Annotated in this window: 22 protein-coding genes; 13 read left to right on the top strand and 9 right to left on the bottom strand. The window is 61.6% G+C overall.

The window, feature by feature from the left end; translation table 11 throughout:
• Nucleotides 1-26: 26 nt before the first annotated feature.
• The 4 genes from ahcY to BLV09_RS36900 all read left to right on the top strand — a co-directional run bounded on the left by ahcY (nt 27) and on the right by BLV09_RS36900 (nt 3,909).
• Complete coding sequence (gene ahcY, locus BLV09_RS00605) at nt 27-1,457, top strand: adenosylhomocysteinase (RefSeq protein WP_146685951.1); 1,431 nt, start codon at nt 27-29, stop codon at nt 1,455-1,457.
• 175 nt (nt 1,458-1,632) lie between these two features.
• Nucleotides 1,633-3,099 (top strand): flavin-containing monooxygenase, encoded by a 1,467-nt coding sequence (locus BLV09_RS00610; RefSeq protein WP_146685952.1) that lies wholly within the window; start codon nt 1,633-1,635, stop codon nt 3,097-3,099.
• Between the two features lie 188 nt (nt 3,100-3,287).
• A complete protein-coding gene (locus tag BLV09_RS00615; RefSeq protein ID WP_100387008.1) occupies nt 3,288-3,599 on the top strand; it encodes a hypothetical protein in 312 nt (103 codons plus the stop codon).
• 154 nt (nt 3,600-3,753) lie between these two features.
• Complete coding sequence (locus BLV09_RS36900) at nt 3,754-3,909, top strand: hypothetical protein (protein ID WP_167558579.1); 156 nt, start codon at nt 3,754-3,756, stop codon at nt 3,907-3,909.
• A gap of 84 nt (nt 3,910-3,993) precedes the next feature.
• On the opposite strand, the gene BLV09_RS00620 is transcribed toward BLV09_RS36900, so the two are convergent.
• From BLV09_RS00620 to galE, 3 genes are all read right to left on the bottom strand, one after another.
• Nucleotides 3,994-4,698 carry a fumarylacetoacetate hydrolase family protein gene (locus tag BLV09_RS00620; RefSeq protein WP_146685953.1) on the bottom strand — a complete coding sequence of 235 codons (705 nt, stop codon included), beginning with the start codon at nt 4,696-4,698 and terminating at the stop codon, nt 3,994-3,996.
• 39 nt (nt 4,699-4,737) lie between these two features.
• A complete protein-coding gene (locus BLV09_RS00625) occupies nt 4,738-6,546 on the bottom strand; it encodes an ABC transporter ATP-binding protein (RefSeq protein ID WP_146685954.1) in 1,809 nt (602 codons plus the stop codon).
• Nucleotides 6,547-6,773: 227 nt separating this feature from the next.
• Nucleotides 6,774-7,787: a UDP-glucose 4-epimerase GalE gene (galE, locus tag BLV09_RS00630; protein ID WP_146685955.1), complete on the bottom strand. Its 1,014-nt coding sequence runs from the start codon at nt 7,785-7,787 to the stop codon at nt 6,774-6,776.
• A gap of 134 nt (nt 7,788-7,921) precedes the next feature.
• Here galE and BLV09_RS00635 point away from each other — a divergent pair, with 134 nt between their 5' ends.
• Nucleotides 7,922-8,968, top strand: a complete 1,047-nt coding sequence (locus tag BLV09_RS00635) for a glycosyltransferase family 4 protein (RefSeq protein WP_167558580.1) — start codon at nt 7,922-7,924, stop codon at nt 8,966-8,968.
• On the opposite strand, the gene BLV09_RS00640 is transcribed toward BLV09_RS00635, so the two are convergent.
• Nucleotides 8,950-9,522, bottom strand: a complete 573-nt coding sequence (locus BLV09_RS00640) for a D-glycero-alpha-D-manno-heptose-1,7-bisphosphate 7-phosphatase (protein ID WP_146685956.1) — start codon at nt 9,520-9,522, stop codon at nt 8,950-8,952. The two genes, BLV09_RS00635 and BLV09_RS00640, sit on opposite strands and share 19 nt — an antisense overlap.
• 18 nt (nt 9,523-9,540) lie before the next feature.
• Nucleotides 9,541-10,602 carry a lipopolysaccharide heptosyltransferase II gene (gene waaF, locus BLV09_RS00645; RefSeq protein ID WP_146685957.1) on the bottom strand — a complete coding sequence of 354 codons (1,062 nt, stop codon included), beginning with the start codon at nt 10,600-10,602 and terminating at the stop codon, nt 9,541-9,543.
• A 171-nt stretch (nt 10,603-10,773) separates the two neighbouring features.
• On the opposite strand from waaF, the gene rfaD reads away from it, so the two are divergent.
• From rfaD to BLV09_RS00670, 5 genes are all read left to right on the top strand, one after another.
• Nucleotides 10,774-11,754 (top strand): ADP-glyceromanno-heptose 6-epimerase, encoded by a 981-nt coding sequence (gene rfaD / locus BLV09_RS00650; protein WP_146685958.1) that lies wholly within the window; start codon nt 10,774-10,776, stop codon nt 11,752-11,754.
• A 22-nt stretch (nt 11,755-11,776) separates the two neighbouring features.
• Nucleotides 11,777-13,249: a D-glycero-beta-D-manno-heptose-7-phosphate kinase gene (gene rfaE1 / locus BLV09_RS00655; protein ID WP_146685959.1), complete on the top strand. Its 1,473-nt coding sequence runs from the start codon at nt 11,777-11,779 to the stop codon at nt 13,247-13,249.
• Between the two features lie 8 nt (nt 13,250-13,257).
• Nucleotides 13,258-14,544, top strand: a complete 1,287-nt coding sequence (locus tag BLV09_RS00660) for an O-antigen ligase family protein (protein WP_146690936.1) — start codon at nt 13,258-13,260, stop codon at nt 14,542-14,544.
• A 67-nt stretch (nt 14,545-14,611) separates the two neighbouring features.
• Nucleotides 14,612-16,522 (top strand): SDR family NAD(P)-dependent oxidoreductase, encoded by a 1,911-nt coding sequence (locus tag BLV09_RS00665; RefSeq protein WP_146685960.1) that lies wholly within the window; start codon nt 14,612-14,614, stop codon nt 16,520-16,522.
• A 12-nt stretch (nt 16,523-16,534) separates the two neighbouring features.
• On the top strand, nt 16,535-17,755 hold the full coding sequence (locus BLV09_RS00670; protein ID WP_244548936.1) for a glycosyltransferase family 4 protein: 1,221 nt from the start codon (nt 16,535-16,537) through the stop codon (nt 17,753-17,755).
• A gap of 16 nt (nt 17,756-17,771) precedes the next feature.
• On the opposite strand, the gene BLV09_RS00675 is transcribed toward BLV09_RS00670, so the two are convergent.
• The 4 genes from BLV09_RS00675 to BLV09_RS00690 all read right to left on the bottom strand — a co-directional run bounded on the left by BLV09_RS00675 (nt 17,772) and on the right by BLV09_RS00690 (nt 21,914).
• Entirely contained in the window at nt 17,772-18,788 is a 1,017-nt protein-coding gene (locus BLV09_RS00675) for an MraY family glycosyltransferase (protein ID WP_146685962.1), read from the bottom strand.
• 15 nt (nt 18,789-18,803) lie between these two features.
• Nucleotides 18,804-19,763, bottom strand: a complete 960-nt coding sequence (locus BLV09_RS00680) for a lysylphosphatidylglycerol synthase transmembrane domain-containing protein (protein ID WP_146685963.1) — start codon at nt 19,761-19,763, stop codon at nt 18,804-18,806.
• Nucleotides 19,764-19,939: 176 nt separating this feature from the next.
• Nucleotides 19,940-21,226: a hypothetical protein gene (locus BLV09_RS00685; RefSeq protein WP_146685964.1), complete on the bottom strand. Its 1,287-nt coding sequence runs from the start codon at nt 21,224-21,226 to the stop codon at nt 19,940-19,942.
• Between the two features lie 325 nt (nt 21,227-21,551).
• Entirely contained in the window at nt 21,552-21,914 is a 363-nt protein-coding gene (locus BLV09_RS00690; RefSeq protein WP_146685965.1) for a hypothetical protein, read from the bottom strand.
• A 429-nt stretch (nt 21,915-22,343) separates the two neighbouring features.
• Here BLV09_RS00690 and BLV09_RS00695 point away from each other — a divergent pair, with 429 nt between their 5' ends.
• The 3 genes from BLV09_RS00695 to BLV09_RS00705 all read left to right on the top strand — a co-directional run bounded on the left by BLV09_RS00695 (nt 22,344) and on the right by BLV09_RS00705 (nt 25,961).
• Entirely contained in the window at nt 22,344-23,330 is a 987-nt protein-coding gene (locus tag BLV09_RS00695; protein ID WP_146685966.1) for an NAD-dependent epimerase, read from the top strand.
• A 5-nt stretch (nt 23,331-23,335) separates the two neighbouring features.
• Nucleotides 23,336-24,748 (top strand): mannose-1-phosphate guanylyltransferase/mannose-6-phosphate isomerase, encoded by a 1,413-nt coding sequence (locus BLV09_RS00700; protein WP_146685967.1) that lies wholly within the window; start codon nt 23,336-23,338, stop codon nt 24,746-24,748.
• Nucleotides 24,749-24,941: 193 nt separating this feature from the next.
• Entirely contained in the window at nt 24,942-25,961 is a 1,020-nt protein-coding gene (locus BLV09_RS00705) for a Gfo/Idh/MocA family protein (protein ID WP_100382844.1), read from the top strand.
• The last annotated feature ends 28 nt before the right edge of the window (nt 25,962-25,989 follow it).

Below are 25,989 nucleotides of genomic sequence, written 5' to 3' on the forward strand. Positions count from 1 at the left end.
CGAGCGAAGATAAAGGAACCCATTACATGACCGCCACCGCCAAGAAGCCCGCCTTCACCGATTACATCGTCAAGGACATCTCGCTCGCCGAGTTCGGCCGCAAGGAAATCTCGCTGGCCGAGACCGAAATGCCTGGCCTGATGGCGACGCGCGAGGAATACGGCCCCAAACAACCTCTGAAGGGCGCGCGCATCGCGGGCTCGCTGCACATGACGATCCAGACCGCGGTCCTGATCGAGACGCTGGCGGCGCTTGGCGCCGATATCCGCTGGGTCTCCTGCAACATCTATTCGACGCAGGACCATGCGGCGGCCGCGATCGCCGCAGCCGGCATTCCCGTGTTCGCGGTAAAGGGCGAGAGCCTCACTGAGTACTGGGATTACACCGCCAAGCTGTTCGACTGGCATGGCGGCGGCACGCCCAACATGATCCTCGACGACGGCGGCGATGCCACCATGCTGGTGCATCACGGCCTGCGCGCCGAGAACGGCGATGTGGCGTTCCTCGACAAGCCGGGATCGGAAGAAGAGGAAGTGTTCTTCGCGCTGATCAAGAAGCTCCTGAAGGAAAAGCCCAAGGGCTGGTTCGCCGAGATCGCGAAAAACATCAAGGGCGTCTCGGAAGAGACCACGACGGGCGTGCACCGGCTCTACACCATGGAGAAGGAAGGCAAGCTGCTGTTCCCGGCGATCAACGTCAACGACAGCGTCACCAAGTCGAAGTTCGACAATCTCTATGGCTGCCGTGAATCGCTGGTCGACGGCATCCGTCGCGGCACCGACGTGATGATGTCGGGCAAGGTAGCGATGGTCGCGGGCTTCGGCGACGTCGGCAAGGGCTCGGCTGCGTCGCTGCGCCAGGCCGGCTGCCGCGTCCTGGTGTCGGAAGTCGATCCGATCTGCGCGCTGCAGGCGGCGATGGAAGGCTATGAAGTCGTCACGATGGAAGATGCAGCTCCGCGCGCCGACATCTTCGTCACCGCGACCGGCAACAAGGACATCATCACCATCGAGCACATGCGCGCGATGAAGGACCGCGCCATCGTCTGCAACATCGGTCACTTCGACAACGAGATCCAGATCGCAGGCTTGCGCAATCTGAAATGGACCAACATCAAGCCGCAGGTCGACGAGATCGAATTCCCCGACAAGCACCGCATCATCCTGTTGTCGGAAGGCCGCCTCGTCAACCTCGGCAATGCCATGGGTCATCCGAGCTTCGTGATGTCGGCGTCCTTCACCAACCAGACGCTGGCGCAGATCGAACTGTTCGCCAACAACAAGGGCGGCAAGTACGACAAGAAGGTCTATGTGCTGCCGAAGTCGCTGGACGAGAAGGTGGCGCGGCTGCATCTCGCCAAGATCGGCGTGAAGCTGACGAAACTGCGGCCCGACCAGGCCGAGTACATCGGCGTCAAGCCGGAAGGCCCGTTCAAGGCCGACCATTACCGGTATTGAGCTTTTAAATCGTTATTCCGGGTTCGCTCGCTCTGCTGGCGTCCCGGAATTACGCAATATTTTGTCATGCCCGGCCTTGTGCCGGGCATCCACGTCTTTAGAGTCGGTGTGAGCAGACGTGGATGGCCGGGACGAAGCCTGGCCATGGTGGTGGTGAGCCAGGCAGGCCTCGGTGATGATCACACCTTCCGAACATTTCGACGTGCTGATTGTCGGCGCCGGGTTGTCCGGCATCGGCGCGGGCTATCATTTGCAGAGCAAATGTCCCGGCAAGAGCTACGTCATTCTGGAGGGCCGCGATTGCATCGGCGGCACCTGGGATCTGTTCCGCTATCCCGGCATCCGCTCCGACAGCGACATGTTCACGCTGGGCTATTCGTTCAAGCCATGGACCGAGCCCAAGGCGATCGCGGACGGCCCGCGAATTCTCAATTACGTGCGCGAAACCGCGGTCGACAACGGCATCGACCAGAAGATCCGCTTCAACCATCGGGTCAAGCGCGCGTCGTGGTCGTCGCCGGATGCGCGCTGGACCGTGGAGGCTGAACGCACGGTCGGCGAGGGGGCGACCGAAATCGTGCGCTTCACCTGCAATTTCCTGTTCATGTGCTCCGGCTACTACAATTACGAGAACGGCTACGCGCCGGAATTCCCGGGCGCGAAGGATTTTGCGGGCCGTATCGTGCATCCGCAGAAATGGACCGACGACGTCGACTACGCCGGCAAGCGCGTGGTGGTGATCGGCTCGGGCGCGACCGCGGTGACGCTGGTGCCGGAGATGGCCAAGCAGGCCGCGCATGTCACCATGCTGCAGCGTTCGCCGACCTATGTGGTCGCGCGTCCGGCGCAGGATCCGGTCGCCAACAAATTGCGCGCGCGGCTGCCGGCCAAATTGGCGTATCAGCTGATCCGCTGGCGCAACGTGATGTGGGGGATGTATTTCTTCCAGCTCTCGCGGCGCAAGCCGGAGCGGGTCAAGCAGCTCATCCTCGGCGGCGTCAGGATGGCGCTGGGGCCGGACTACGATATCGGCACCCATTTCACGCCGCGCTACAATCCCTGGGATCAGCGGCTGTGCCTGGTGCCTGATGGCGATCTGTTCAGGGCGATCCGGGAAAAGCGCGCCTCGGTCGTGACCAACCAGATCGATACCTTCACGGCCAAAGGCATTCGCCTGAAGGACGGCAGCGAGCTCGACGCCGACATCATCGTCACCGCCACCGGGCTGAATTTGCAAGTGCTCGGTGGTCTCGAAGTTAGCGTCGACGGCCGTGTTGTCGATTTCGCCCGCGCGCTGAACTACAAGGGCATGATGTATTCGGACGTGCCCAACCTCGCATCCGCATTCGGCTACACCAACGCGTCGTGGACGCTGAAATGCGATCTCACCTGCGAATATGTCTGCCGCCTGATCAACTACATGGATCGCCGCGGCTACAAGCAATGCATGCCGCACAATGTCGATCCCACCATTACCGAGTTGCCGTCGCTGAACTTCACCTCAGGCTATGTGCAGCGCTCGGTGGCGAAGATGCCGAAACAGGGATCGAAACGGCCGTGGCGGCTGTATCAGAACTACGCGCTCGACGTCGTGACCTTGCGCTTCGGCAAGGTCGATGATGGCGTGATGCAGTATTCGTGACGCCTGGCGCAAGCGCCGCGCCGGCGAGCAGGCCGGAACATTCTTCCCGGCAGTTTTTTCTCCCCCCGCCTGATCCGGAGCTTTTTGCCCGGTTCGGTGCGCCGCCAACTCAATGAAAAATTGTAGCTTTTGGCTTTTGCGCGTCTGGCACGCCGTTTGCTGGACGGCGTAATAGTCCGGAGTTTGCCATGTCGGTTTCGTTTTCGGGCGTTTCCTCGACGCCCTCCTCAGGCACGCCGCAGTCAACGAGCCTGACCGCCAAGCCTGCTGCTCAAACCAATTCAGCGGTGCAGCAATTTTTAGAATACGCCAACATGACGCCCGCCCAGCGCATGTTCGCTTCCATGCTCAACAAGCTCGGCCTCACCCAGGACCAATTCAACGCGATGAGTCCTGCCGATCAGCAGAAGGTCGAACAAAAAATTCAGCAGATGATCAAGCAACAGGTTCAGGACAGCTCCGACAAGCGCACCGGCATGATCACTGACATTTCGGCCTGATCCTGGGTCCAAACGCCCTATGCGTTGTTTTGCGTATACGCGCCGGGGGGTGAATCGGTGATCTTGGCAAAACGGTTAACGCCGGATTAACCGGTGACGCCTACGCTGTGCGGCTTGAGGCTGCTGTCAGCACGAGGAGCCCAGGGAACACCACATGGACGCCCAGCGAATTGCCGTCGATGCCGTCATGGCCTTGACCGACTGTGATCGCGATACGGTCACCGCCTTCATCCGCAGGTTTTACCTGTCCGGCGTGAAGGACCCCAAGCGCCTGACTTTCAAGGGCCTGCAAGCCCTGGCGAGAATCTGAGCGCGCCGCGATAAAACGCGATACAAAAAAGGCCCCGAACATGTCCGGGGCCTTTATTATTTTCAGAAGATACAGGCGAGGCGGTTACGCCGCCGGCTTGCCGATCGAGACTTTCAGGGTGCCGATGCCATCGACCCCGCATTCGATGTTGTCACCGGGCGAAACCGCAGCGACGCCGGCCGGCGTTCCCGTCATGATGATGTCGCCGGCGCCGATCTCGACCTGCTGCGAGAGCTGCCAGATGATCTCCGGCACGCTCCAGATCAGTTCGGTGAGATCGCCTTTCTGGCGTTCGGTGCCGTTGACCGAGAGCCAGATCTTGCCCTTAGCGGGGTGACCGATCTTCGAGGCCGGCTGCAACGCAGAGCAGGGCGCGGAATGATCGAAGGACTTGCCGATCTCCCACGGCCGTTCCTTCTTGCGCGCGGCCTGCTGCAGGTCGCGGCGGGTCAGGTCGATGCCGACGGCGTAGCCGTAGACGTGATCGAGCGCCTTGTCGGCGGGGATGTTGAGGCCACCACTCTTCATCGCCACGATCAACTCGACTTCGTGGTGCATATCCTTGGTCAGCGGCGGGTAGGGGATCGTGGCGCCATCCGGCTCCAGCATGTCGGCATGCTTGGCGAAGAAGAACGGCGGGGCGCGCTCGTCATTTCCCATCTCGCGGATGTGCTCGAGATAATTGCGCCCGACACACCAGATGCGGCGAACCGGGAACGATTTCGACTCGCCGGCGACGGGGATCGCGGCTTGCGGGGCGGCGGGGATGACAAAGGATGTAGCGTTCATGAAAGGGTCTCGGGGGTTGCGGACTAGAGGTCGTCGTTTTTACGCGGTTGCGCTGATCGGCGCCAGTGTGAGCGGGCCGGCGTCGCGATGTTGCAGGCGGAAGAACGAGGCATAGCGCCCGCCGCGGCGCAGCAGATCGTCATGCCGCCCGCGCTCGACGATCTCGCCGCCCTCGACCACCAGGATAGCGTCGGCATGCATGATGGTGTGCAGGCGATGGGCGATGACGATGGTGGTGCGGTTCTGGCAGAGATGCTCGATCGCTTCCTGGACCTGCTGTTCGGATTCCGAATCGAGCGCGGCGGTCGCCTCATCGAGCAGGATCACCGGCGCATTCTTGATCAGCGCCCGCGCCACGGCAATGCGCTGACGCTGGCCGCCGGATAATTGCGCGCCATGCTCGCCGACCGGCGTGTCGTAGCCGAGCGGAAAGCCCGTGATGAACTCATGCGCGCAGGCTGCCTTGGCGGCGGCTTCGATTTCGGCCTCGCTGGCGCCGATCTTTCCGAATGCAATGTTCTCGCGGATGGTACCGCGGAACAGATAGACGTCCTGCCCGACATAGGCGGTTTGCTGGCGCAGCGACTTTCGCGAGACCTTGGAGATGGCTTGGCCGTCGATCAGGATATCGCCGCTGGTCACGTCGTAGAAATGCAGCAGCAGCGCCAGCACGGTCGACTTGCCGCCGCCGGAGGGGCCGACCAGCGCGGTGACTTTGCCAGGCTCTGCGACAAAGCTCATGCGGTTGAGCACCGGCTCGTTCGCTCGATAACTGAAGGTCACGTCGCGCAGTTCGATCCGCGCCTCGGTCAGCTTCAGTGCCGGCTTGTCGTCATCGGCCGGTTCGGTGGCCGGACTGTCGACGATTTCCAGCAGCTTGCGCGCGCCGATCAGATTGCTGTTCAACTCGATGTTCAGCCGCGCCAGCCGCTTGGCGGGCTCATAGGCGAGCAGGAACGCGGTCAGGAACGAAAAGAACTCGCCCGGGGTCGCGCCCATCGCCACCACGCGATAGCCGCCATACATCAGGCCGCCCGCGATCGCGAAGCCGCCCAGCGTTTCCATCAGCGGGCTCGAACGGTTGGTGACATGCGCCATCTTGTTGGCGTTGTGCTCGACCGCGCTGATGCTGACATCGATGCGGTCGCTCATGGTCTGTTCGAGCGTGAAGGCCTTCACGGTGCGGATGCCCTGCAGCGATTCCTGCATGGTTTCCATAATGTCGGCTGTACCCGTGAACTGGTTATGCGCCAGACCCTTGATCCGCTTTACCAGCTTGCGCAGCACGATCATGGCCGGCGGCGCCACCAGGAAGCCGAGCAGCGACATCAGCGGATCCTGCGTCACCATGACGATCACGAGCGCGATCAGCGACAGCAGATCGCGCCCGACCGCGTTGATCAGGAGGCTCAGCACCTGCGTGACCGAATTGGCGCCGGCGGTCAGCCGCGCCAGAAATTCGGACGAATGCCGTTCCGAGAAGAAGGCGATGCTTTCGTTCATCAGCTTGGCGAACAGCCGCCGCTGGTTATTGGCCAGGATCGCGTTGCTGATCTGCGACAGGATCACGGTGTGGCCGTAGGTCGCCGCACCCTTGAGCATGAAGATCACGATCGTGATCCCCGACAGGATCGCGATGCCGCGAATGTTCTTGTCGACATAGGCCTGGTTGATGACCTTGCCGAGCAGATAGGCCGATCCGGCGGTCGTTGCCGCCGAAATGCCCATCAGCCCGAACGCCAGCAGATAGCGCCGCCAGTAGGCGACTCCCTGTTCCATGATCAGGCGGCGGATCAGGATCGCCGCGCCATAGGGGTCGTCGGTGATTTTCTTTGGAAGTTCGGTCATTCGCGTTCCATTGACAGCGCGAGGCTCGGATATCGGCCGGCGCGTCAGGGCCTTAGCGAAGGACTCCTTGCCCGCTATGTCAGGGTTTTTCAAGCCGAATCAGGGCTTGCGCGGAACTAGATTTTATCGCGTTTTCGAGCGAAACGGGTCCCGGTTCGCGCCGGGAAAACGTGTCAAAACAAAAAGCTGGAGCCGGGTTCTGATTCAATCACAGAACCGAACAGGTTTTAGGCCGACGCGGCGTGCTGCTGGTCGCCATTGCGTTCCTGGAACAGCTTGTGTTCCCAGGCCAGCGCATGCTCGGCGATGGTCTCGAGATTATCGTAGTGCGGCGTCCAATCCAGCAGCGTGCGCATGCGGCTGGTGTCTGCGACCATGGTCATGATGTCGCCGGGCCGGCGCGGGGCATATTGAACCGCAAAATTGCGTCCGGAGACGCGCCGGACCGCTTCGATGGTTTCCAGCACCGAATAGCCGCGGCCATAGCCGCAATTGAGGGTCACCGAACTGCCGCCCCCGCGCAAATAAGCCAGCGCCGCGCGATGCGCCTGCGCGAGATCACTGACATGGATGAAGTCGCGGATGCAGCTTCCGTCCGGCGTCGGATAATCGGTCCCGAACACGTCGATCTTGGCGCGCTGTCCGGTTGCAGCTTCCACCGCGATCTTCAGCAGATGGGTTGCGCCAACCGTCGCAAGTCCGATCCGCGCCAGCGGATCGGCGCCCGCGACATTGAAGTAGCGCAGCACGACGTAGTTCATGCCGTGCGCGGAGGCGACATCGTGCAGCATGATTTCGGTCATCAGCTTCGAGGAGCCGTAAGGAGACAGCGGTCGCGTCGGGGCGCTCTCGGAAACCGGCACCTGATCGGGATTGCCGTACACCGCCGCGGTCGATGAAAAGATGAAACGGTTGATGCCGCATTTCACCGCGACGTTGAGCAGGCTGCGCGTCGTCATGGTGTTGTTGCGATAATAGGCGAGCGGATCGCGCATCGAGTCCGGCACCACCACCGAGCCGGCAAAATGAATGATGCTCTCGACGCCATGCGCCGCAATCACGCCCTCGACGAGATTCTCGTCGGCGGCATCGCCGATGAACAGCGGCACGCCTTCCGGCACGAATGACGAAAAACCGGTGGAAAGATTATCGATCACAACGACGCCTTCGCCGGCATCCGCCAGCGCGCGAAGCATATGACTCCCGATATAACCGGCGCCGCCGGTCACAAGCACGGTCATGAGCTCACCCTGTTAGTCAATTTTTTTGTTGGGCCGATGCTAGCCGTTGTTGGGTGAAGAGGGGGTTTCACCGCGGGCGAACTGGTCACGATGCTTAATGTTGCGTATAGCAGTTGCGCGAAACGGAGCCTGATGTGCCGATCGAGAACAATTTTGCCGGCGATCTGCAACTGATCGTGCCGAATCTCCACAGGCGTTACTCAGGCGTTACCGCGACCAACCGCATGGTGGCGCCGAAGTTAGCTAAGCTTTTACGTTCGGCCTGGTTCGGTTCCGACGCGCCTGACGGCATCGCCCGGATGGGCGTGGCGGATCTTTTGAAACTATGGCGACGCCGCGCGCCGCTGATCTGGCACGCGCGCCGCAACAACGAGATGATCATCGGCGTTGTATTACGATCGCTCGGCTGGCCTCTGAAGCTGGTGTTCACTTCCGCGGCCCAGCGTCATCACACCTGGATCACGCGATGGCTGATACGGCGGATGGACGCGATCATCGCGACCTCCGACATCTCCGCGTCGTTTCTCAAGCGCGAAGCGACCGTGATTCCGCATGGCGTCGATACCGATCGCTACGCCCCGCCCGTCGATCGCGCGGCAGCGTTTGCGGAAGCCGGATTGCCGGGCCGCTATGCGATCGGCTGCTTCGGCCGGGTGCGCGCGCAAAAGGGCACCGACGTGTTTGTCGATGCGATGTGCCGATTGCTGCCGCGCTATCCTGATTTCACCGCTGTGATCGTCGGCGCGATTGCGGTGGAGCAGACCGCCTTTGCCAATGAACTGAAAAAGCGGATCGAGGCGGCCGGCCTGCGTCAGCGCATCGTCATCACGGGCGAGGTCCCGATCGAGGAGGTGCCGCGCTGGTATCAGCGGTTGACGATCTACGCTTTCACCTCGCGCAATGAAGGTTTCGGGTTGACGCTGATCGAGGCGATGTCAGCAGGCGCAGCGTTGGTGGCGTCGCGCGCGGGCGCGGCTGAACTTGTCGTCGAAGACGGCGTGACCGGCATGTTGACGCCGCCGGGCGACGCAGATGCGCTGGTCGCGGCGCTGGAGCCATTGATGCGCGATCCATCCTCTGCGACCGCGATGGGCGCGCGGGGGCGAGCCCGCGTGGTGGAGAAATTCAGTCTGGATGCCGAGGCAAACCGGATCGCGGCGGTTTATCGCACACTGGTTTGATGCATCACGTCGGCAACGAACGCGTCGAGATCGCCGCCCGCAAACAGAAAACCCGGCAAGCCCGCGGCTTCCGCGGCCTCGATATCCGTCGCGCGATCGCCAATGACAAAACTGCCGTCATGCCGCACCGGCCAATGCTGCATCAGGTCTTGGATCATGCCCGGGCTCGGCTTTCGCCAGTGATGGTCTTCGAGATAGCCGGCCACTGTTCCGTCGGGATGGTGCGGGCAATACCTGACGTCGTCGATGACAGCGCCTTCCGCGGCGAGTTCGGCGCGCATCCAGTCGAGCAGCGTGTTGAGTTCGTCTTCGGTAAAGTGGCCGTGCGCGACGCCGGACTGATTGGTGAAGAAGAAGACGAGATACCCGGCATCGTTCAGCCGGCGGATCGCTTTCGCGGCATTCGGCATCCAGCGGATTCGGTCGTGCGTGCCGATATGGCCATCGTCGTAGTTGACGACGCCGTCACGGTCGAGGAAGGCCGCGGGTCTTGGTGTAGATGGCCTTGGCGTAGATGGTCTTGGCGTGAAGCGGGCGGGATCGATGGCGTTCATCTTGATGCAGCAGTCCTGTTAATGCGATGTGGCCTCTGCCAGCACGCGCTGGGCGGCGGCGACCACGTCGGCGGCGGCAATGTCGCGCATGCAGCGATGGTCGTTCATGGTGCAGACCGGACGGTGGCAGGGCTGGCACGGCACCACGGTCTTGGTCACGATGGTCGCGGCGAGGCCATTGAGCGGAGCCCAGTGATAGGGGCTGGTGGGGCCGAAGATGCCCATGGTCGGGGTGCCGATCGCTGCCGCGATGTGCATCAAGCCGGAATCGTTTGAGATCGCCACGCTGGCTGCGGCGACAGCCAGAATGCCGTTGCGCAAATCAGTACCGGTGAGGTCGCGGACGCGCGGGCCGCCCGCGGCCACGATCTCCGCCGCCAGCGCCTTTTCGCCGGGACCGCCGACCACCCAGACATCCAGGCCCTGTTTGGCGAGCCGTCGCGCCGCCTCTGGATAATAGGTCCAGCGCTTGGACGAGCCGACCGAGCCTGGCGCCAGCGCCACTGCGGGAGCCGTGCCCAGCCCGTTCGCTTGCCGCCAGCGGCCGGTTTCATCGGCGGGAACCATCAATTGCGGCGCTGGCCATTCCGGTGGCAGCGGCGCGCCGTCCGGCAGCGCCAGTGCGGCGTTCTTGTCGATGAAGCGGGGCAGGGCCTTCTCGCCCCAGCGCCATCGATTGAGCAGGCCGAACCGGGCTTCGCCGACAAAACCCACCCGTTCCGGAATGCCGGCCAGCGCCGGCGCAATGGCCGATTTCCAGGTGCGGGGCAAGACCAGCGCGGTGCCGTAATGGTTGGCCCGGAGCTGCCGTGCCAGCCCCCATTGTTTGGCGACCGCAAGCCGGCTCCGCGGCAGGTCCCAAACGATCCCGGTGCGGACGCCCGGCATGTAATCGACCAGCGGAGCGCACAGGGGGGTCACCAGGAGGTCGACCGGCCGGTTGGGCCAGCGCTGCTTCAGGACCCGCACCACCGTGTGGCCGCGGACGAAGTCACCGATCCACATATAGGGGACGATGAGGATCGGCCGGGCATCTTCCCGGTCCTCCGCGCCCGCACGATGCACTGAATCAATGTTCATATCTTTGGTAGATTCGTCCCGGTTGATTCGGCGATGTCGGTAGCCCCTCCGCAGCGGCAGGTAAAGCCGCACCGAGCGGCGCATTGCCGTCTTCACAACGCCTTATGAGGCACGTTGCCTGCGGAGCGCGGGTGGGGCAAAGCTTGCATTGCAATCAGGGCGGGGACTTTCATGTTGCTGGTGACCGGGGGTGCCGGTTTTATCGGATCGAACGTCGTGGCCGCGCTCAATGACGCCGGCCGCACCGACGTGGCGGTTTGCGACGGGCTCGGCCATGACGGCAAATGGCGCAACCTCGCCAACCGCCAGCTCGCGGACATCCTGCCGCCGGCTGAACTGCCGGCCTGGCTGAACGGCCGCAGGCTAGACGCCATCATTCATCTTGGCGCCATTTCCGAGACCACCGCGACAGATGGCGATCTCGTGATCGAGACCAATTTCCGGCTGTCGATGCGGCTGCTCGACTGGTGCACGACCAACGCCACGCCGTTCATCTACGCCTCGTCGGCGGCCACCTATGGCGATGGTGCGCAGGGTTTTGACGACGACCCGTCGCTATTGGCGCTGAAGACGCTGCGGCCGATGAATTTGTATGGCTGGAGCAAGCATCTGTTCGACATGGCGGTCGCCGAGCACGTGGCGCGTGGTGATAGGCTGCCGCCACAATGTGTCGGCCTGAAATTTTTCAACGTGTTCGGGCCCAACGAATACCACAAGGGCACGATGATGAGCGTGCTGACGCGGCGCTTCGACGACGTCAAGGCCGGCCGCGTCGTGCAGTTGTTCAAGTCGCACCGCGAGGGAATCGCTGACGGCGATCAGCGGCGCGATTTCATCTATGTCGACGACGTGGTGCGGGTCGTGATGTGGCTGCTGGCGACGCCGTCGGTCAGCGGTCTCTTCAATGTCGGCACCGGCAAGGCGCGCAGTTTCAGGGATTTGATGCTCGCAACTTACGCCGCGCTCGGCGCGGCTCCGAATATCGAATATATCGACATGCCCGAGCAGATTCGCGGCAGCTATCAATACTTCACGCAAGGCAATGTCGATCGGCTGCGGCGCGCGGGGTATAATGGTGGTTTCACGGCGCTTGAAGATGCCGTCGAAACTTACGTCAAAGGCTTCCTTGACCGGGCCGATCGTTTCCGCTGACGGCAATAGATGACGAGAACACATGTTCGATTTTGACGCCCTGTCGAATGCGATCACCCGCCAGACCGTGCTGTGTGTCGGCGACCTCATGCTGGACGAATTCGTCTATGGCGAGGTGTCGCGGGTTTCGCCTGAGGCTCCGGCACCGGTCATCGCGGTCCAGCGCAGCGAGACCGACATCGGCGGCGCCGGCAATGTCGCGCGCAATATCGCCTCGCTCGGCGCGCGCTGCATCTTTGTCGGCCTGATCGGCGAGGACGACGCCGGCGCCAAGCTGCAGGCGGCGTTGGCGCGGGAAAGCCTGATCGAAAGCACGCTGGTTCGCGATTCGGCCCGGCCGACGACGCGAAAGGTGCGTTTTGTTTCCGAGCATTTCTCCACGCACATGCTGCGGGCGGACTGGGAACTGGCCGCGCCGGCTTCCATCGATATCGAGCAGAAACTGATCGATGCGATTCTGCCGCAATTGCCGCGCGCGAGCGTCGTGTTGTTATCAGACTATGCCAAGGGCGTGCTGACGGCGCGTGTGATCCGCAACGTGATCGATGCCGCGCGCAAGCTCGGCAAGCCCGTGATCGTCGATCCCAAGAACCCCAACCTTGCGGTCTATCGCGGCGCGACGCTGCTCAAGCCCAATCGCAAGGAATTCAACGAGGCGACCCGCAGCCGCGCCGACACCGGCAAGAGCCTCGCGGAAGCGGCGCAGGAGATCATGCAGCTTGCGGATTGCGAAGCCGTGCTGGTGACCCAAAGCGAACACGGCATGACCCTGGTGCCGCGTCATGGCGAGCCGATTCATGTGGCCGGCCTGCCGGTCAAGGTCCGCGACGTCTCGGGTGCGGGCGATACCGTCGCCGCGGTTGTTGCGGTGACGCTGGCGGCCGGAGCCGATTGGGAGGCCGCGCTGCGGATGGCGAACGCAGCGGCCGCGGTCGCCGTCAGCAAGAAAGGCGCGGCGGTGGTGACGCCGGCGGAATTGCGCCGCAAGATCCTGCCGCACGCTTTTCTCGCGGCCGAAGAAAAAATCCTCGCTCAAGGCAGCGAACTCGACGCACAGCTTCTGGAATGGCGCAAGCAGGACCTGCGGGTCGGCTTCACCAATGGCTGCTTCGATATCCTGCATCCCGGCCACGTCAAACTGCTGACGGCGGCGCGTGCCACCTGCGACCGGCTGATCGTGGGCCTCAACTCGGATGCCTCGGTGAAGCGGCTCAAGGGCGAGGGCCGTCCGGTTCAGAACGAGCGCGCCCGCTCCGAAGTGCTGGCGGCGCTGGAGGCGGTCGACCTCGTGGTGCTGTTCGAAGAGGACACCCCGCTCAATTTGATCACGCAGATCAAGCCGGGCGTGCTGGTGAAGGGCTCGGACTATACCCGCGAGCAGGTGGTCGGCCACGAGGTCGTCGAAGCCTATGGCGGCGAAGTGCGGCTGGTCGATATCCTGCCGGGCTTCAGCACAACGTCGCTTGTCAACCGCGCGCGTGGGGGCGCGGCGTGAGCGCTGCCATGGCAACCGTGCCGGCCAACCCCGCGCTGCCGGTTTGGCGCAACCCGCTGGCCTGGACCAAAGTGGCGGATATCATCGCCGTTCTGATCGCGCTCTCGCTGCCGTGGTCGACCTCGCTGGTCGCCATCTTCGCGGTGGCCTGGATCGTCGTCGTGGTGCCGATGATCGATCCGAGGGATTTTGCGGCGCTGCTGAAGCGTCCGATCTGCACCGTCCCGATTGCGCTGTTCGCCCTGGCTGCGATCGGAACCCTATGGTCGGACGCGCCATGGGGCGTGCGGCTTTACGCCATCGGCCCGACCGTGAAACTGCTGGTGCTGCCGATCCTGTTTTATCACTTCGAGCGTTCGACGCGCGGCATGTGGGTATTCACCGCGTTTCTGATCTCCTGCTCGCTGCTGATGGTGATGTCGTGGATCGTAGCGTTCGATCCAAACCTCTCGCTCAAGCCGAGGGCGGAATCCACCTTCGAACGAGGCATCTTCGTCAAGAATTACATCGATCAGAGTCAGGAATTCGCGCTGTGCGCGGTGGCGCTGGCGTTTCCCGTGATCGCGCTGTTCCGCGAAAAGCGGATTGTGCCGGCGCTGCTGTTGAGCGCACTGGCGTTCAGTTTCGTTGTCAACATGGCGTTTGTCATCGTGTCGCGCACGGCGATGGTGACCATGCCGATCATGCTCGCGGTGTTCGCGCTGCTGCATCTGAGATGGCGGAGCATCGTGATCATCGCGTGCCTGCTAACCGCATTCGCGGGGCTGGCCTGGGTAACGTCGCCGCAATTGCGCAAGACCGTCGGGACGTTTTCGAGGGACTATCGGTTATACAAGGAGCAGAACGTCCCGACCTCGATGGGCTTGCGGATCGAGTTCTGGGAGAAGTCGCTGCGATTCTTTGCCGAGGCTCCAGTGTTCGGGCACGGCACCGGCTCGACACGCGGGCTGTTCGAGCAGGCCGCCATCGGCAAGACCGGCGCGGCCGGTGAGGTGATCGGCAATCCGCACAATCAAACGCTCAACGTGGCGGTGCAGTGGGGCGCGATCGGAATTGTCGTGCTGTATGCGATGTGGCTGTTGCATCTGCTGCTGTTCCGCGGCGAAGGACTGGTGGCCTGGATCGGGCTGTTGGTGGTGGTGCAGAATATTTTCACCTCGCTGTTCAATTCTCACATCTTCGATTTTCACGAGGGGTGGATGTATGTCCTCGGCGTCGGCGTCGCCGGGGGAACATTGCTCAAGGCAGGTTCACAGGGTGTGGCCGCGGAACAGGAAAATTCCGGCAATTCATGACGACTGGCATGCCCGCGGGAGATGAGCTATCAGCAGCCAGTAACCCAGTCCGCCACCGGCCAGCGAAATGATGCGTCTTTCAAATCTGACCTCGCGTAACGCGTTGATTGCGGCGCATGACGCTGTGGCGACGGCGATCGCGCTTTTCGCAAGCTTCTATGTGCGCTTTGAGGGCGGCGAACTGTTCTACGCCCGCGTGCCGCTGCTGTTGCACATCCTGCCTTATTTCATCGCGTTTACCGTGGTGGTTTGTTACGTCTTCAACCTGACCACCACGAAATGGCGTTTCATTTCGTTACCGGACGCGTTGAACATCCTGCGCGTCGCCACCGCGCTGACGCTGGCGTTGCTGGTGCTGGATTACATTTTCGTCGCGCCCAACGTTCGCGGCGCGTTCTTTGCCGGCAAGATCACCATCATCCTTTTCTGGTTTCTTGAAATATCCTTCCTGAGCGCGCTGCGTTTTGCGTATCGATATTTCCGCTATACGCGCGTCCGCCGCCACGCCCGCACCGATGGAGCCTCGCCGGCGCTGCTGATCGGCCGGGCCGCCGACGCCGAGATCCTGCTGCGCGGAATCGAAAGCGGCGCCGTCACCCGGCTGTGGCCGGTCGGCGTGTTGTCGCCGTCGATGGCCGATCGCGGCCAGTCGATCCGGAACATTCCGGTACTTGGTGGGATCGACGACATCGAGGACGTGATCCGTGATTTCGCCCGGCGCGAAAAGCCGATCACGCGCGTGGTGATGACGCCATCGGCATTCGAGCCGGAGGCGCATCCCGAATCCGTGCTGATGCGCGCGCGCCGCCTCGGGCTGATCGTCAGCCGTCTTCCATCGCTGGAGGGCGGAGAGACGCCGCGGCTGACCACGGTCGCTGTCGAGGATTTGTTGCTGCGTTCCAGCGTCGAAATCGACTACGCCCGCCTCGAGGCCCTGGTGAAGGGCAAGGCGGTCATCGTCACCGGCGGCGGCGGCTCGATCGGTTCGGAAATCTGCGACCGTGTCGCAACCTTCGGCGCCGCGCGCTTGCTGGTGCTCGAACATTCCGAGCCGGCGCTTTATGCCGTGACCGAGGCGCTGACGGGGCGCGAGACCGGCGCAGTTATCGAGGGCCGGATCGCCGACATTCGCGACCGCGAACGCATCATGCGGCTGATGGCCGAGTTCAAGCCGGACATCGTGTTTCACGCCGCCGCGCTCAAGCATGTGCCGATCCTCGAACGCGACTGGAGCGAAGGCGTCAAGACCAACATTTTCGGATCGGTGAACGTCGCCGACGCGGCGCTGGCGGCGGGCGCCAAGGCGATGGTGATGATCTCGACCGACAAGGCGATCGAGCCGGTCTCCATGCTCGGTCTGACTAAACGATTTGCCGAGATGTATTGCCAGGCGCTTGATCACGATCTTGCGGCGCAGGCCGGCAACGCACCGCGGATGCGCATCATCTCGGTGAGATTCGGCAATGTCTTGGCGTCGAACGGCTCTGTGGTGCCCAAGTTCAAGGCGCAAATCGAGGCCGGCGGACCGGTGACGGTGACGCATCCGGATATGGTCAGATATTTCATGACCATTCGCGAGGCTTGCGATCTCGTGCTGACGTCAGCGACCCATGCGCTGACGCCGGCGCGCGCGGACGTCTCGGTCTACGTGCTCAACATGGGGCATCCCGTCAAGATCGTTGAATTGGCCGAGCGGATGATCCGCCTGTTGGGGCTGGAACCCGGCCATGATATCGAGATCGTGTTCACCGGCATGCGGCCGGGGGAACGGCTGAACGAGATCCTGTTCGCCAATGAGGAGCCGGCCGTCGAGATCGGCGTTGCGGGCGTCATGGCGGCGAAGCCAAACGAGCCGCCGATGCAGATGATCCGGAAATGGCTGGGGGCGCTCGATCAGGCCATTGCCAATGACGACCGGGTTACCATCAGGGCCATTCTGAAGGATGCGGTGCCGGAGTTCGGTTCGACGGCGGCGTAGTCCGGCCACGCCATGCCGAAAGCGTTGATGCAGCAGACTGCCAAAATCGTTGTCGTCAGCCAACATTATCCGCCGGATCGCAGCACCACCGCGGCCATCATGGCGGCGATCGCGGGCCACCTGGTATCGGTGGCGCCGGTCACGGTGCTTTCGGGAATGCCCGGCTCGGCCACGCAAGAGGCCGTGAATCCGGGCCAACCTGCCGTCATCGAAATCAAAAACAGATTGCCGGAAAAGGCCGCGCTGATCCGGCGCGCGATTGCGGAAATAATTTTCACGGTCCGCGTATTCGCTGCACTGTTGCTGCGGCTGCGCAAGGGAGACGTCGCGCTTACCGTCACCGCGCCGTTCATGCTGCCCTATGCGGTGGTTGCCGCCGCCAAACTAAAGCGCGCCCGTTCAGCGCTGATCATGCACGACCTGTTTCCGGACGTGCTTGTCATGGCCGGTCTGCTCAAACCCTCGTCGATGGTTGCGAAAGCCATCCGCGGCGCCAATGCGCTGATGTTTCGCGCGCTGAACGCGGTCGTGATCATCGGGCGCGATACCGAGCCGCTTTTGCTGCGTTACAAGGGGCTGACGCGCGATGAGATCTGCTTTATCCCGAATTGGGCTACGCTTACTCCGGCGTTGCGCCCGGTCGATCCCGATAACCCTTATCGCCGGCCGATCGCGGCGCGCTTCATTGTCGGTCTGTCCGGCAATCTCGGTTTCACGCATGACCCCCTCGTGGTGTTCGAAGCCGCGCGAATGCTGCGGGATGATCCGCAAATCCATTTTCTGCTCTCGGGCTGGGGCATCGGTTTCGAGCGGTTGAAGGAAATGCAATCAACGGCGAACCTTCCGAACGTGACGCTGGTCGAGCGGGTTCCGGAGGAAAAACTCGAAGCGTTTCTGTGCGCGGCGGATGTCTGGCTGATTCCTTATCGCAAGGATCTCGCCGGCGTGTCCGTTCCCAGCCGGTTCTATAATCTTCTCGCGATCGGGCGGCCGGTCATTCTCGTGTCCGAAGCGAATGCCGAGGCGGCGCTGACGGTCAGGGAGCATAGCCTCGGTTGGGTGGTCGAGCCGGGTAATGCTGACGATCTCGCCGGCGCGATCCGCCTTGCGTCTTCATCCGACAATTCATCGATCGGCGAGCGTGCGGCCATTGTCGCGCAGCGCTTCAACTTTGCCGACGCCATGACCGGCTACGCCGCGCTGATGCAAAAATTGTTGCGGGAAAGCCGATAGCCCGCGACGATAAATCTCACGCAGAACGCGGTTGCGAAAATCTGTACATCACGAACGCCGTCGCAGCGCCGCCGGCGACAAGCAGCGCGATTCCGACCGAGGCCGATGGCGCCGCGACCGACCCGATCGCCAGTGCCGCCAGCAGGATGTTGAGCGCGAACACTTCGCTGACCACGCGCCACACCGTGAAACCATTGTCGGTCGCGCGCTGATAAAAATGCGAGCGATGCGCCGCCCAAAATGGCTCGCGCCTTGCCATCCGGCGCAACAAGGTCACGGTGGCGTCCGCCAGATAATACATCGGCAGCAGCAGCGCGGCGGCGAAGTGCCCCTCATGGGCGAGCTGCACCAGGCACCAGCCCAACAATAGACCGATCGGCAAGCTGCCGACATCGCCGAGAAAGACTTTCGCGACGGGGCGGTTGAACGGCGCAAATCCAAGCATGGCGCCGCATAGCGTCGCGGCCACAAGGGTTGCCGAGGCCGGAAATTCGCTGAGCCAGCCGAGGAGCAGCAGCGCCGATGTAATCGGGACGACCTCAGCGACGGTCATCCAGTCGAGTCCATCCATGAAGTTGACGAGATTGACGAACCAGATCCCTGCAAGCAAAAGCAGGCCGCGTTCGATCCAAAGCGGGCAGGCTGGGACAATCCGGAAATCGCCTGATGCCATGAAGATGATCACGGCGACGGCCGCAGCCTGCAGCAACAGCCGCGGCAACACGTCGATGGATTTGACGTCGTCGGCGAAGCCTACGATTGCAATGAACAGCGTGGCGGCGAAGGCCGCGACCGGGATTTTCAAGTCGGCGGCGCCGGCCCAAGCCATGACCGCTCCGGCGACCAGCAGCGTCGCAGCGATCACCGCGATGCCTCCGCCTTGAGGGGTGGGAATGCGATGCGAAGACCGCGCATTCGGCCGCGCGAGCGCATGCCGCAACAGCATCGGCCGGATCGCCCAGGTCAGGGCGGCCGAAAGCAGCGCCGCGGCGAGCAGGGCAACCAGCGCCAGGAAGAATTTGGAATCAGTCATTCTGTGCGATGGCCGTTATTCGGGAATCTCGATCGGCTTGGCGCCCTGGGCTGCCTTCTCGGCGCTGAAAATCCACACCAGGCCACCGAATGCGCCGACGATGAAGGATACCGCACCGAACAGCAGCGAAACGTTGACGCCCTCATTCGTCATCAGTCCGGCATACCCGAACGCAAGACCCATCGTGGCCTCGCGGACGCCCCAGCCGGCGATCGAAATCGGCAGCATCGTGATCATCATGACCGGCGGAATCAGCTGAAACGTTTGAGCAAACGTTACCGGTGCGGCAATCGATTGCTCCACACACCAGGCAATCACGGCGGCGAGAACGTGAACAAGGACCGACTGCACGGCGATGGCCGGTCCGTGCGCGCGGCTGAAGATGACGCGGTTCGCGATCACCGAGCAGGCGTGGAGATGGTGCATTCCCCACAGACGCTCGAGCCAGGGCCACCGCAACCAGCCGAGACCCAGAAATCCAAGCCCACACGCAAGTGCCGCGAAATCGACGAACAAGAGCGCTGACCGACCTCGGGGATCGGTGATGAGATTGTAGCTCCACGGCAGGGTGGCGACGATGATGATGGCAAGCGTGATGAGGCCGATAGCCCGGTCGACGAAGATGGAATAGGTCGCCGCGCGCCATCCGGCGCCGCCACGCGCGACCAGCCAGAGTCGCACCGCGTCGCCGCCGATCGAGGATGGCAGCGTCTGGTTGAAGAACGTCCCGATCAGATTGAAACGCATCGCCTGCTTGGTCGCCAGTGGCGCGCGGCACTCGGCGCTGATCTCGCACCACCGCAATACGCCAACATAAATCTGCAGGAAGGTCGCGGCTATCGCGAGACCGATCCAGCCCAGGCTCGCAATATCGAGGCGTGACGCAAGCTCCGACAGATTGACCTTGCGCAGCGAGAAATAAAGCAGCGCCGCGGAGATCAAAATCTTGATCGTCGAAAACAGAATCCGGCGCATCTCATCCGCGCTTCGTGAGGATTGGGAAGGAGGTCAAAGACAGCGCACCCCGGCGCTGCGCGCCGAACTTCGCCGCCTTGGTATGGTTTTAAAGCCGATCTGGCAATAGCTGCCAAACGGGTATTGTGACACCCTCAAAACGGCGAGTAAGGGAGGCCGTTGCGGTACTGCCAGGCTCAGGAGGCTTGGCTGGAGCACCTCGGTGTCTGGTTTGTTTCTGTTATCAACCGCGGAATCCACTCGAAACCCCAATCCTTCGATGCGGACTCCAGGTCCGCAAGCGTGATGTCCGGATGTTGTCGGCAGATGGATTGTATCGCCGTGGCATACTTCGCCTGGGCCGTTCTCGAAATTTCGACCGTCTGCATGATCAGACCGTAGGTATTTTCGAGGTAGGGCCAGATCATTGCCCAAACAACCGCCATGAGCAAAGCCGCCGTCGCGAGATCTGCGCCGACAGATGTGGCGCGGCTGGTCGTCACTCGATGCAGAGACCTCCGGGTAAAAAACACCGCCTCCGATATGATCAGGCCAAAAATCGGGCAGATCGCCATGAAGCTGTATTGGCCGACAAAGGCGTGGATGTGCGTGTGCTGAAACATCACACAATACCAGGAAAATCCGCCCGCAAGTAAGATGAGCGCCGAGACCAGGGCTCTCCTGTTGTGCAGCGATAGAAGAAAGAATGTGCAGACGGTGGCGATGGCAAACCAGAAGACGTTGAGGGAGTACGACCACTCCAGCCTGGTTGCGACGGTCGTTGGGTAGACCAGCCAGTCCAGCGTGTTCATGAACCGCTGTTCGGGATGCCATGCGCCGCCGGGAATGCGGGCATCAAACGTGCGCGCGACGAGGATGTCGGCGAGACGCAAAACGCCTTGCTTCACTCCTCCGGAGAGCGACATTACCATGATCGCCGTAAAGGTAGCCGCAGCGATCGGCGGCGCCGATATGATCGCGACATCCCTGACACGGGGGCGCCCCCGGTATTGCCACCAGAGTCCGACCATGATGATCCACGAGGACATATAATAGAACCAGTAGTTCATGCACGTTATGAACATGGCTACCAGCGAGGCGACCAGATAAGCTTTTTTGTTGTTTTTCAAAAAGAGAACAAAGAACAACATCGTGATATTGAAGAAGGCGAATTCATACGGAAACGTGTGGGTAACGCCGGGGAAAAAGAGAAAAAATTTCGACAACAACAGAAATGCCGTGGCGAACGCTGCGACCACCAGGTCGGCGAACAAGGCGTATACCCAGAAAAAGAAACAGAGGGCGCCGACGTTGAACAAGACGATCGACGTGATTTCGAGCGGAAGCGGTGTCGTCGCGCCTGCGCGCGTGTATAATTCCGCCACCAGCAGAAAGAGGCCGGGGTTCTGCACATCATAGATCGGCAGAAATGATGATGGGTTGCCCTTGGCGCGGACGGTGGCGCGCTCATAGATGTTGAGCACATGGTCGTCATAGTTGGGCTTTTCGGCGATCCAGCCGATAGCCGAAACTTCAGGCTTCAACCGCAACCAGCCGACATAGTCTGCGACCGATAGTGAGACGAATATGAGCGTCGCGGCCAGGAAATAGGCGACGCCGTTGCGCACGGCGGGTTGCATGCTCTGTACCAATTTATTCGAGAACCGATGGCGCCCGCCGAGACCGGTCGGGCATCTGGATTGTTAGCAATGAAGCAGAGATGGCGTAATGCTCAGGCAAGGCTTGATGATCAGAGAAGGCTTGATGATCAGAGAAGACTTGATGATCAGAGAAGGCTTGTACGACTGATTAAAATCCATGGTCGGGCTTGGCGCGTTCTGGCTTGCCGGGTGCACCATCATCGTTAAGCGCATCGAAATATGGCTTGTACTTCAACGAAAGCCGATGAATGGCATCGATGATTTTTTGCTTTTTTTCCGGAGCGATGTCCGGCGCATCCGCGAGGGTATAAAGCTTCTGCTCCATCGCTCCCCAGAAGGCGGCGCCACCTTTTAATGCCTTTAACTGTTCGCTTTGAGTTGTGACAAAGGATACGGCGAGGGAGGATGCGAAATAGAGGGTGGTCAAGAGGGCGCCAGTGACAATTGCGACCTTGGCAAAAAAAGTTTGAAGTGGGGAAAGAGAGTACTCTTCTGGTTGACCTTGGTTCATCGGGTTTTCGCGCTTTCCGGTTGGCGCATCGATGATCGCAAGCCTTGTTGGCCTCTCGAGCGCAGACCAAGGCTTTCTGTGTCGTCGCTAACGCGAGAGGGAACCTAACTTAGCGACTTCTGCGAGTAAAGATTTTATGGCTTTTATCCGCATCTACTTGGGTCAAAGGTGTGGATCGTTTGGACGGATGGTGCCTCCGCCCGAAAATCCGCTCTGCATCTGGCCGCAGTTTCGCGACGCAGCAGCACCGCGCGAAAAAGCAGAAAGAGCTCAAGTGAACGGTGGATTGCGAACTTCGGAAACGGGCGCTGGCATGGTTTTAAGGCCGATCTGGCCGTAGCCGCGCAAACGGGTATTGCGACACCCTCCATACGGCGGCTAAAGAGGCCGGGGCCGGCGCTGGCGGGCCTTGGATATCCTTGGGGTATTATGTCTGATCAGACAATATTGGTCACGGGCGCGGCGGGGTTTATCGGCTTTCACATTGCCCGGCGGCTGCTCGCTGAGGGCCGCGATGTTGTCGGTCTGGACAGTGTCAACGCTTACTACGATCCGGAATTGAAGCGGGCGCGGCTGAATATCCTGCGCGAGAATTCACGGTTCAGTTTCGTACAGACAGATCTGGCGGATCGTCCGGCCATCGCCGCGCTGTTTGCGAAGCATCGCTTCGAGGTCGTGATCCACCTCGCAGCCCAGGCCGGCGTCCGCTATTCGATCGAGCATCCTCAGACTTACGTCGATGCTAATCTGGAAGGCTTCGCCAATGTTCTGGAGGGATGCCGGCACAATCAGTGCCGTCATCTGCTCTATGCATCGTCATCGTCGGTCTATGGCGCCAATACCAAGGTGCCGTTTTCGGTCGACGACAAGACCGATCATCCCATAAGTTTCTACGCCGCGACCAAAAAAGCCAACGAGCTGATGGCCTATTCGTACAGCCATCTCTACCATCTCCCGGTCACCGGCATGCGCTTCTTTACCATTTACGGGCCGTGGGGACGGCCCGACATGGCGCTGTTCCTGTTTACCAAAGCCATCCTCGAAGGCGCGCCGATCAGGCTTTTTAACCATGGCAGGATGCGCCGCGACTTCACGTATATCGATGATGTGACCCGTATAGTATTACGTCTGATCGATCTCGTTCCCGCGGGCGAACGGACGGGATGCGCGCCGGCGCGAGTCTATAATATAGGCAATCAGCATCCTGAAGAGCTGATGCATGTGGTAACGCTGCTGGAGAAGGAGTTGGGCCGCCCGGCAGTAAAGGATATGCTGTCGATGCAGCCCGGTGATGTCGTGGAGACCTTTGCCGATGTTGGGGACCTGACGCGCGATACAGGGATGAAGCCCGAGACCTCCATCGAGGATGGCATTCGTGATTTTGTCGCGTGGTATCGCGACCATTACAAGGTTTGACGGCGATGGACAGACGAATTGTTCCACTGATCATGTGCGGCGGCGCCGGAACGCGGCTGTGGCCCGCCTCGCGCGAGGTTCGTCCAAAACAATTTCTGCCGCTGTTCGGGACGCGTTCGACATTTCAGGATACGATTCTGCGGGTTTCGGATACGGCGCTGTTTGAACGTCCGATCGTCATCACCAATGCGGCGTACCGCTTCATGGTGCTCGAGCAACTGGCCGAGATCGGACTTGAGGCGGATATCCTGCTGGAGCCGGCGCGGCGTGATTCCGGCCCGGCGATCGCCGCCGGCGCGGTATTCGCGCAAGCGCGTGACAGCAACGCCGTCGTTCTCGCGCTTGCCGCCGATCACGTGGTCGGCGATACCCCGGCGTTCATCGTGGCCTGCCGGCAGGGACTGGTCGCCGCCGACGCGGGGCATATCGTGACCTTTGGCGTCCAGCCCGAACGTGCGGCCACCGAATATGGCTACATCAGCCCCGGCGAGGTCATTTCCGGCGATGTCCGTTCGGTGGTCAAATTTGTTGAAAAGCCCGATCCGGCCACGGCGGCCGCGTATATCAAAGCGGGCTATCTCTGGAACAGCGGCAACTTCATGTTCCGCGCTTCCGTCCTGCTCGATGAATACCGCAACGTCGATGCCGAGAGCGTGCAAGCGGTCAGCGATGCCGTGAGCAAGGCCGGACGCGATCTTGGCTTCGTGACGCTTGACCCGGAATCGTTCGGGAAGGTCAAGGCGATCTCGATCGATTATGCGGTCATGGAAAAGACCTCGCGCGCTTCCGTGGTGCCGGTGGCGTGCGGCTGGTCCGACGTCGGCTCCTGGCACGCGGTGTGGGAACTGTCCGACAAGGACGGGCAGGGCAATGCCGCGCAAGGCGCTGTCGTGTTCGAGGATTCGCGCAACTGCAACGTTTCGACCGACAGGGCGCTGGTCGCGCTGGAAGGAGTCGACGATCTCGTGGTCGTGGCGACCCAGGATGCAGTGCTGGTCTCGCGCCAGAAGGACGCCAACGGATTGAAGCGGCTGGTCGCCAAGGTCAAGACCGTTGCGCCCGAGGTGACTCAGAACCACATCAAGGTGCATCGTCCCTGGGGAGCCTATCAGTCGGTCGACAATGGCGATCGCCATCAGGTCAAGCGCATCACGGTGAAAGCGGGCGAGCGGCTTTCGCTGCAGAAGCACCATCACCGCTCCGAGCACTGGATCGTGGTGCGCGGGACCGCCAAGGTGACGGTTAATGAACTCGTCAAGATCGTGCACGAGAATGAATCGATCTATATCCCGATCGGTGCCGTTCACCGGCTGGAGAATCCCGGCAAGATTCTGCTGGAGTTGATCGAGGTCCAGACCGGAAGCTATCTCGGCGAGGACGACATCATCCGGATCGAGGACGACTACCGGCGCTCCTGAGCGATTGGACCGAATCCGTGGAGTTCGACCTCCTGGTTTGTGACTTTTTTGGCGCCTAAGCAGCTCGCCAAACCGTGTAACTTTTTGACTCAAAACGTGTCTGGGAGCGACTCGGGATATTCGCCACAACTGTGGCGACGTGCTAGGAGAGCACCGGGACGTTCGTGACGAAAATATTACCGGGGTTGACGGGATGGGTTCTAATGGGTCCGCATCGGATGTGAAAGCCGACGCGAAACAATCGCTTCGCGTTGGGGTGGTCGGCGCAGGTGTCATGGGCAGCAATCATGCCCGCGTGCTGGCCGGGCTGCCGGGTACGACGCTGGTCGGGGTCGTCGATCCCTTGCCGGCGCATCGGACACGCGCCACCGAGCTGACAGGCTGCCGCACCTTCGCAAATCTCGACGAACTGATCGCGGAAGGCGTGGATGCCGTAACCATCGCCGCGCCGACGCATCTGCATCATGAGATTGCACTCGCCTGCATTGCGCACAACATCCACGTCCTCGTCGAAAAGCCGATCGCGTCCTCGGTCGAGGAGGGACAGGAGATCGTTGCCGCTGCCGCTCGCGCCGGCGTGACGCTGATGGTCGGGCATGTCGAGCGCTTCAACCCGGCGGTCGCCGCGATCAAGCAGGCGATATCGGGCGAGGATATCCTCTCGATCGCCATCACCCGCGTTGGTCCGTTTCCGCCGCGCATGTCCAATGTCGGCGTGGTCATCGATCTCGCCGTGCACGACATCGATCTGATCCGCTGGTTCACCGAGTCGGACATCGTGGAAGTGCAGCCGCAACTCTCCAGCGCGGTCGCCGAGCGCGAGGATATCGCGCTGCTGCAGTTCCGCACGGCTTCGGGCGTGCTCGCCCATATCAACACCAATTGGCTGACGCCGTTCAAGGCGCGCAATGTCACCGTCGCGACCCGCGGCAAATATGTCATGGGGGATCTTCTCACCCGTCAGGTCACCGAATGTTTCGGCTTCAAGCCGGACGGCAGCTATTCAATGCGCCATCTGCCCGTCGGTCATGACGAGCCGCTGCGCGCCGAATTGATCGCATTCCTCCATGCGGTCCGCTCCGGCGGCATACCGGCGGTCACCGGCGACCAAGGCGTCGCCAGCCTTGAAATTGCAATCCGTTGCCTGGAAACCCCTGCAAGGCCAGCCGCCGCCGCATCCGCCCGCAAGGGACCGCGCCGCGTCGTGGGCTAGAGCATGATCCCTCGCGGCAAATGCGAGG

The organism is Bradyrhizobium canariense (genome assembly GCF_900105125.1).
Taxonomy (GTDB): Bacteria; Pseudomonadota; Alphaproteobacteria; order Rhizobiales; family Xanthobacteraceae; genus Bradyrhizobium; species Bradyrhizobium canariense_A.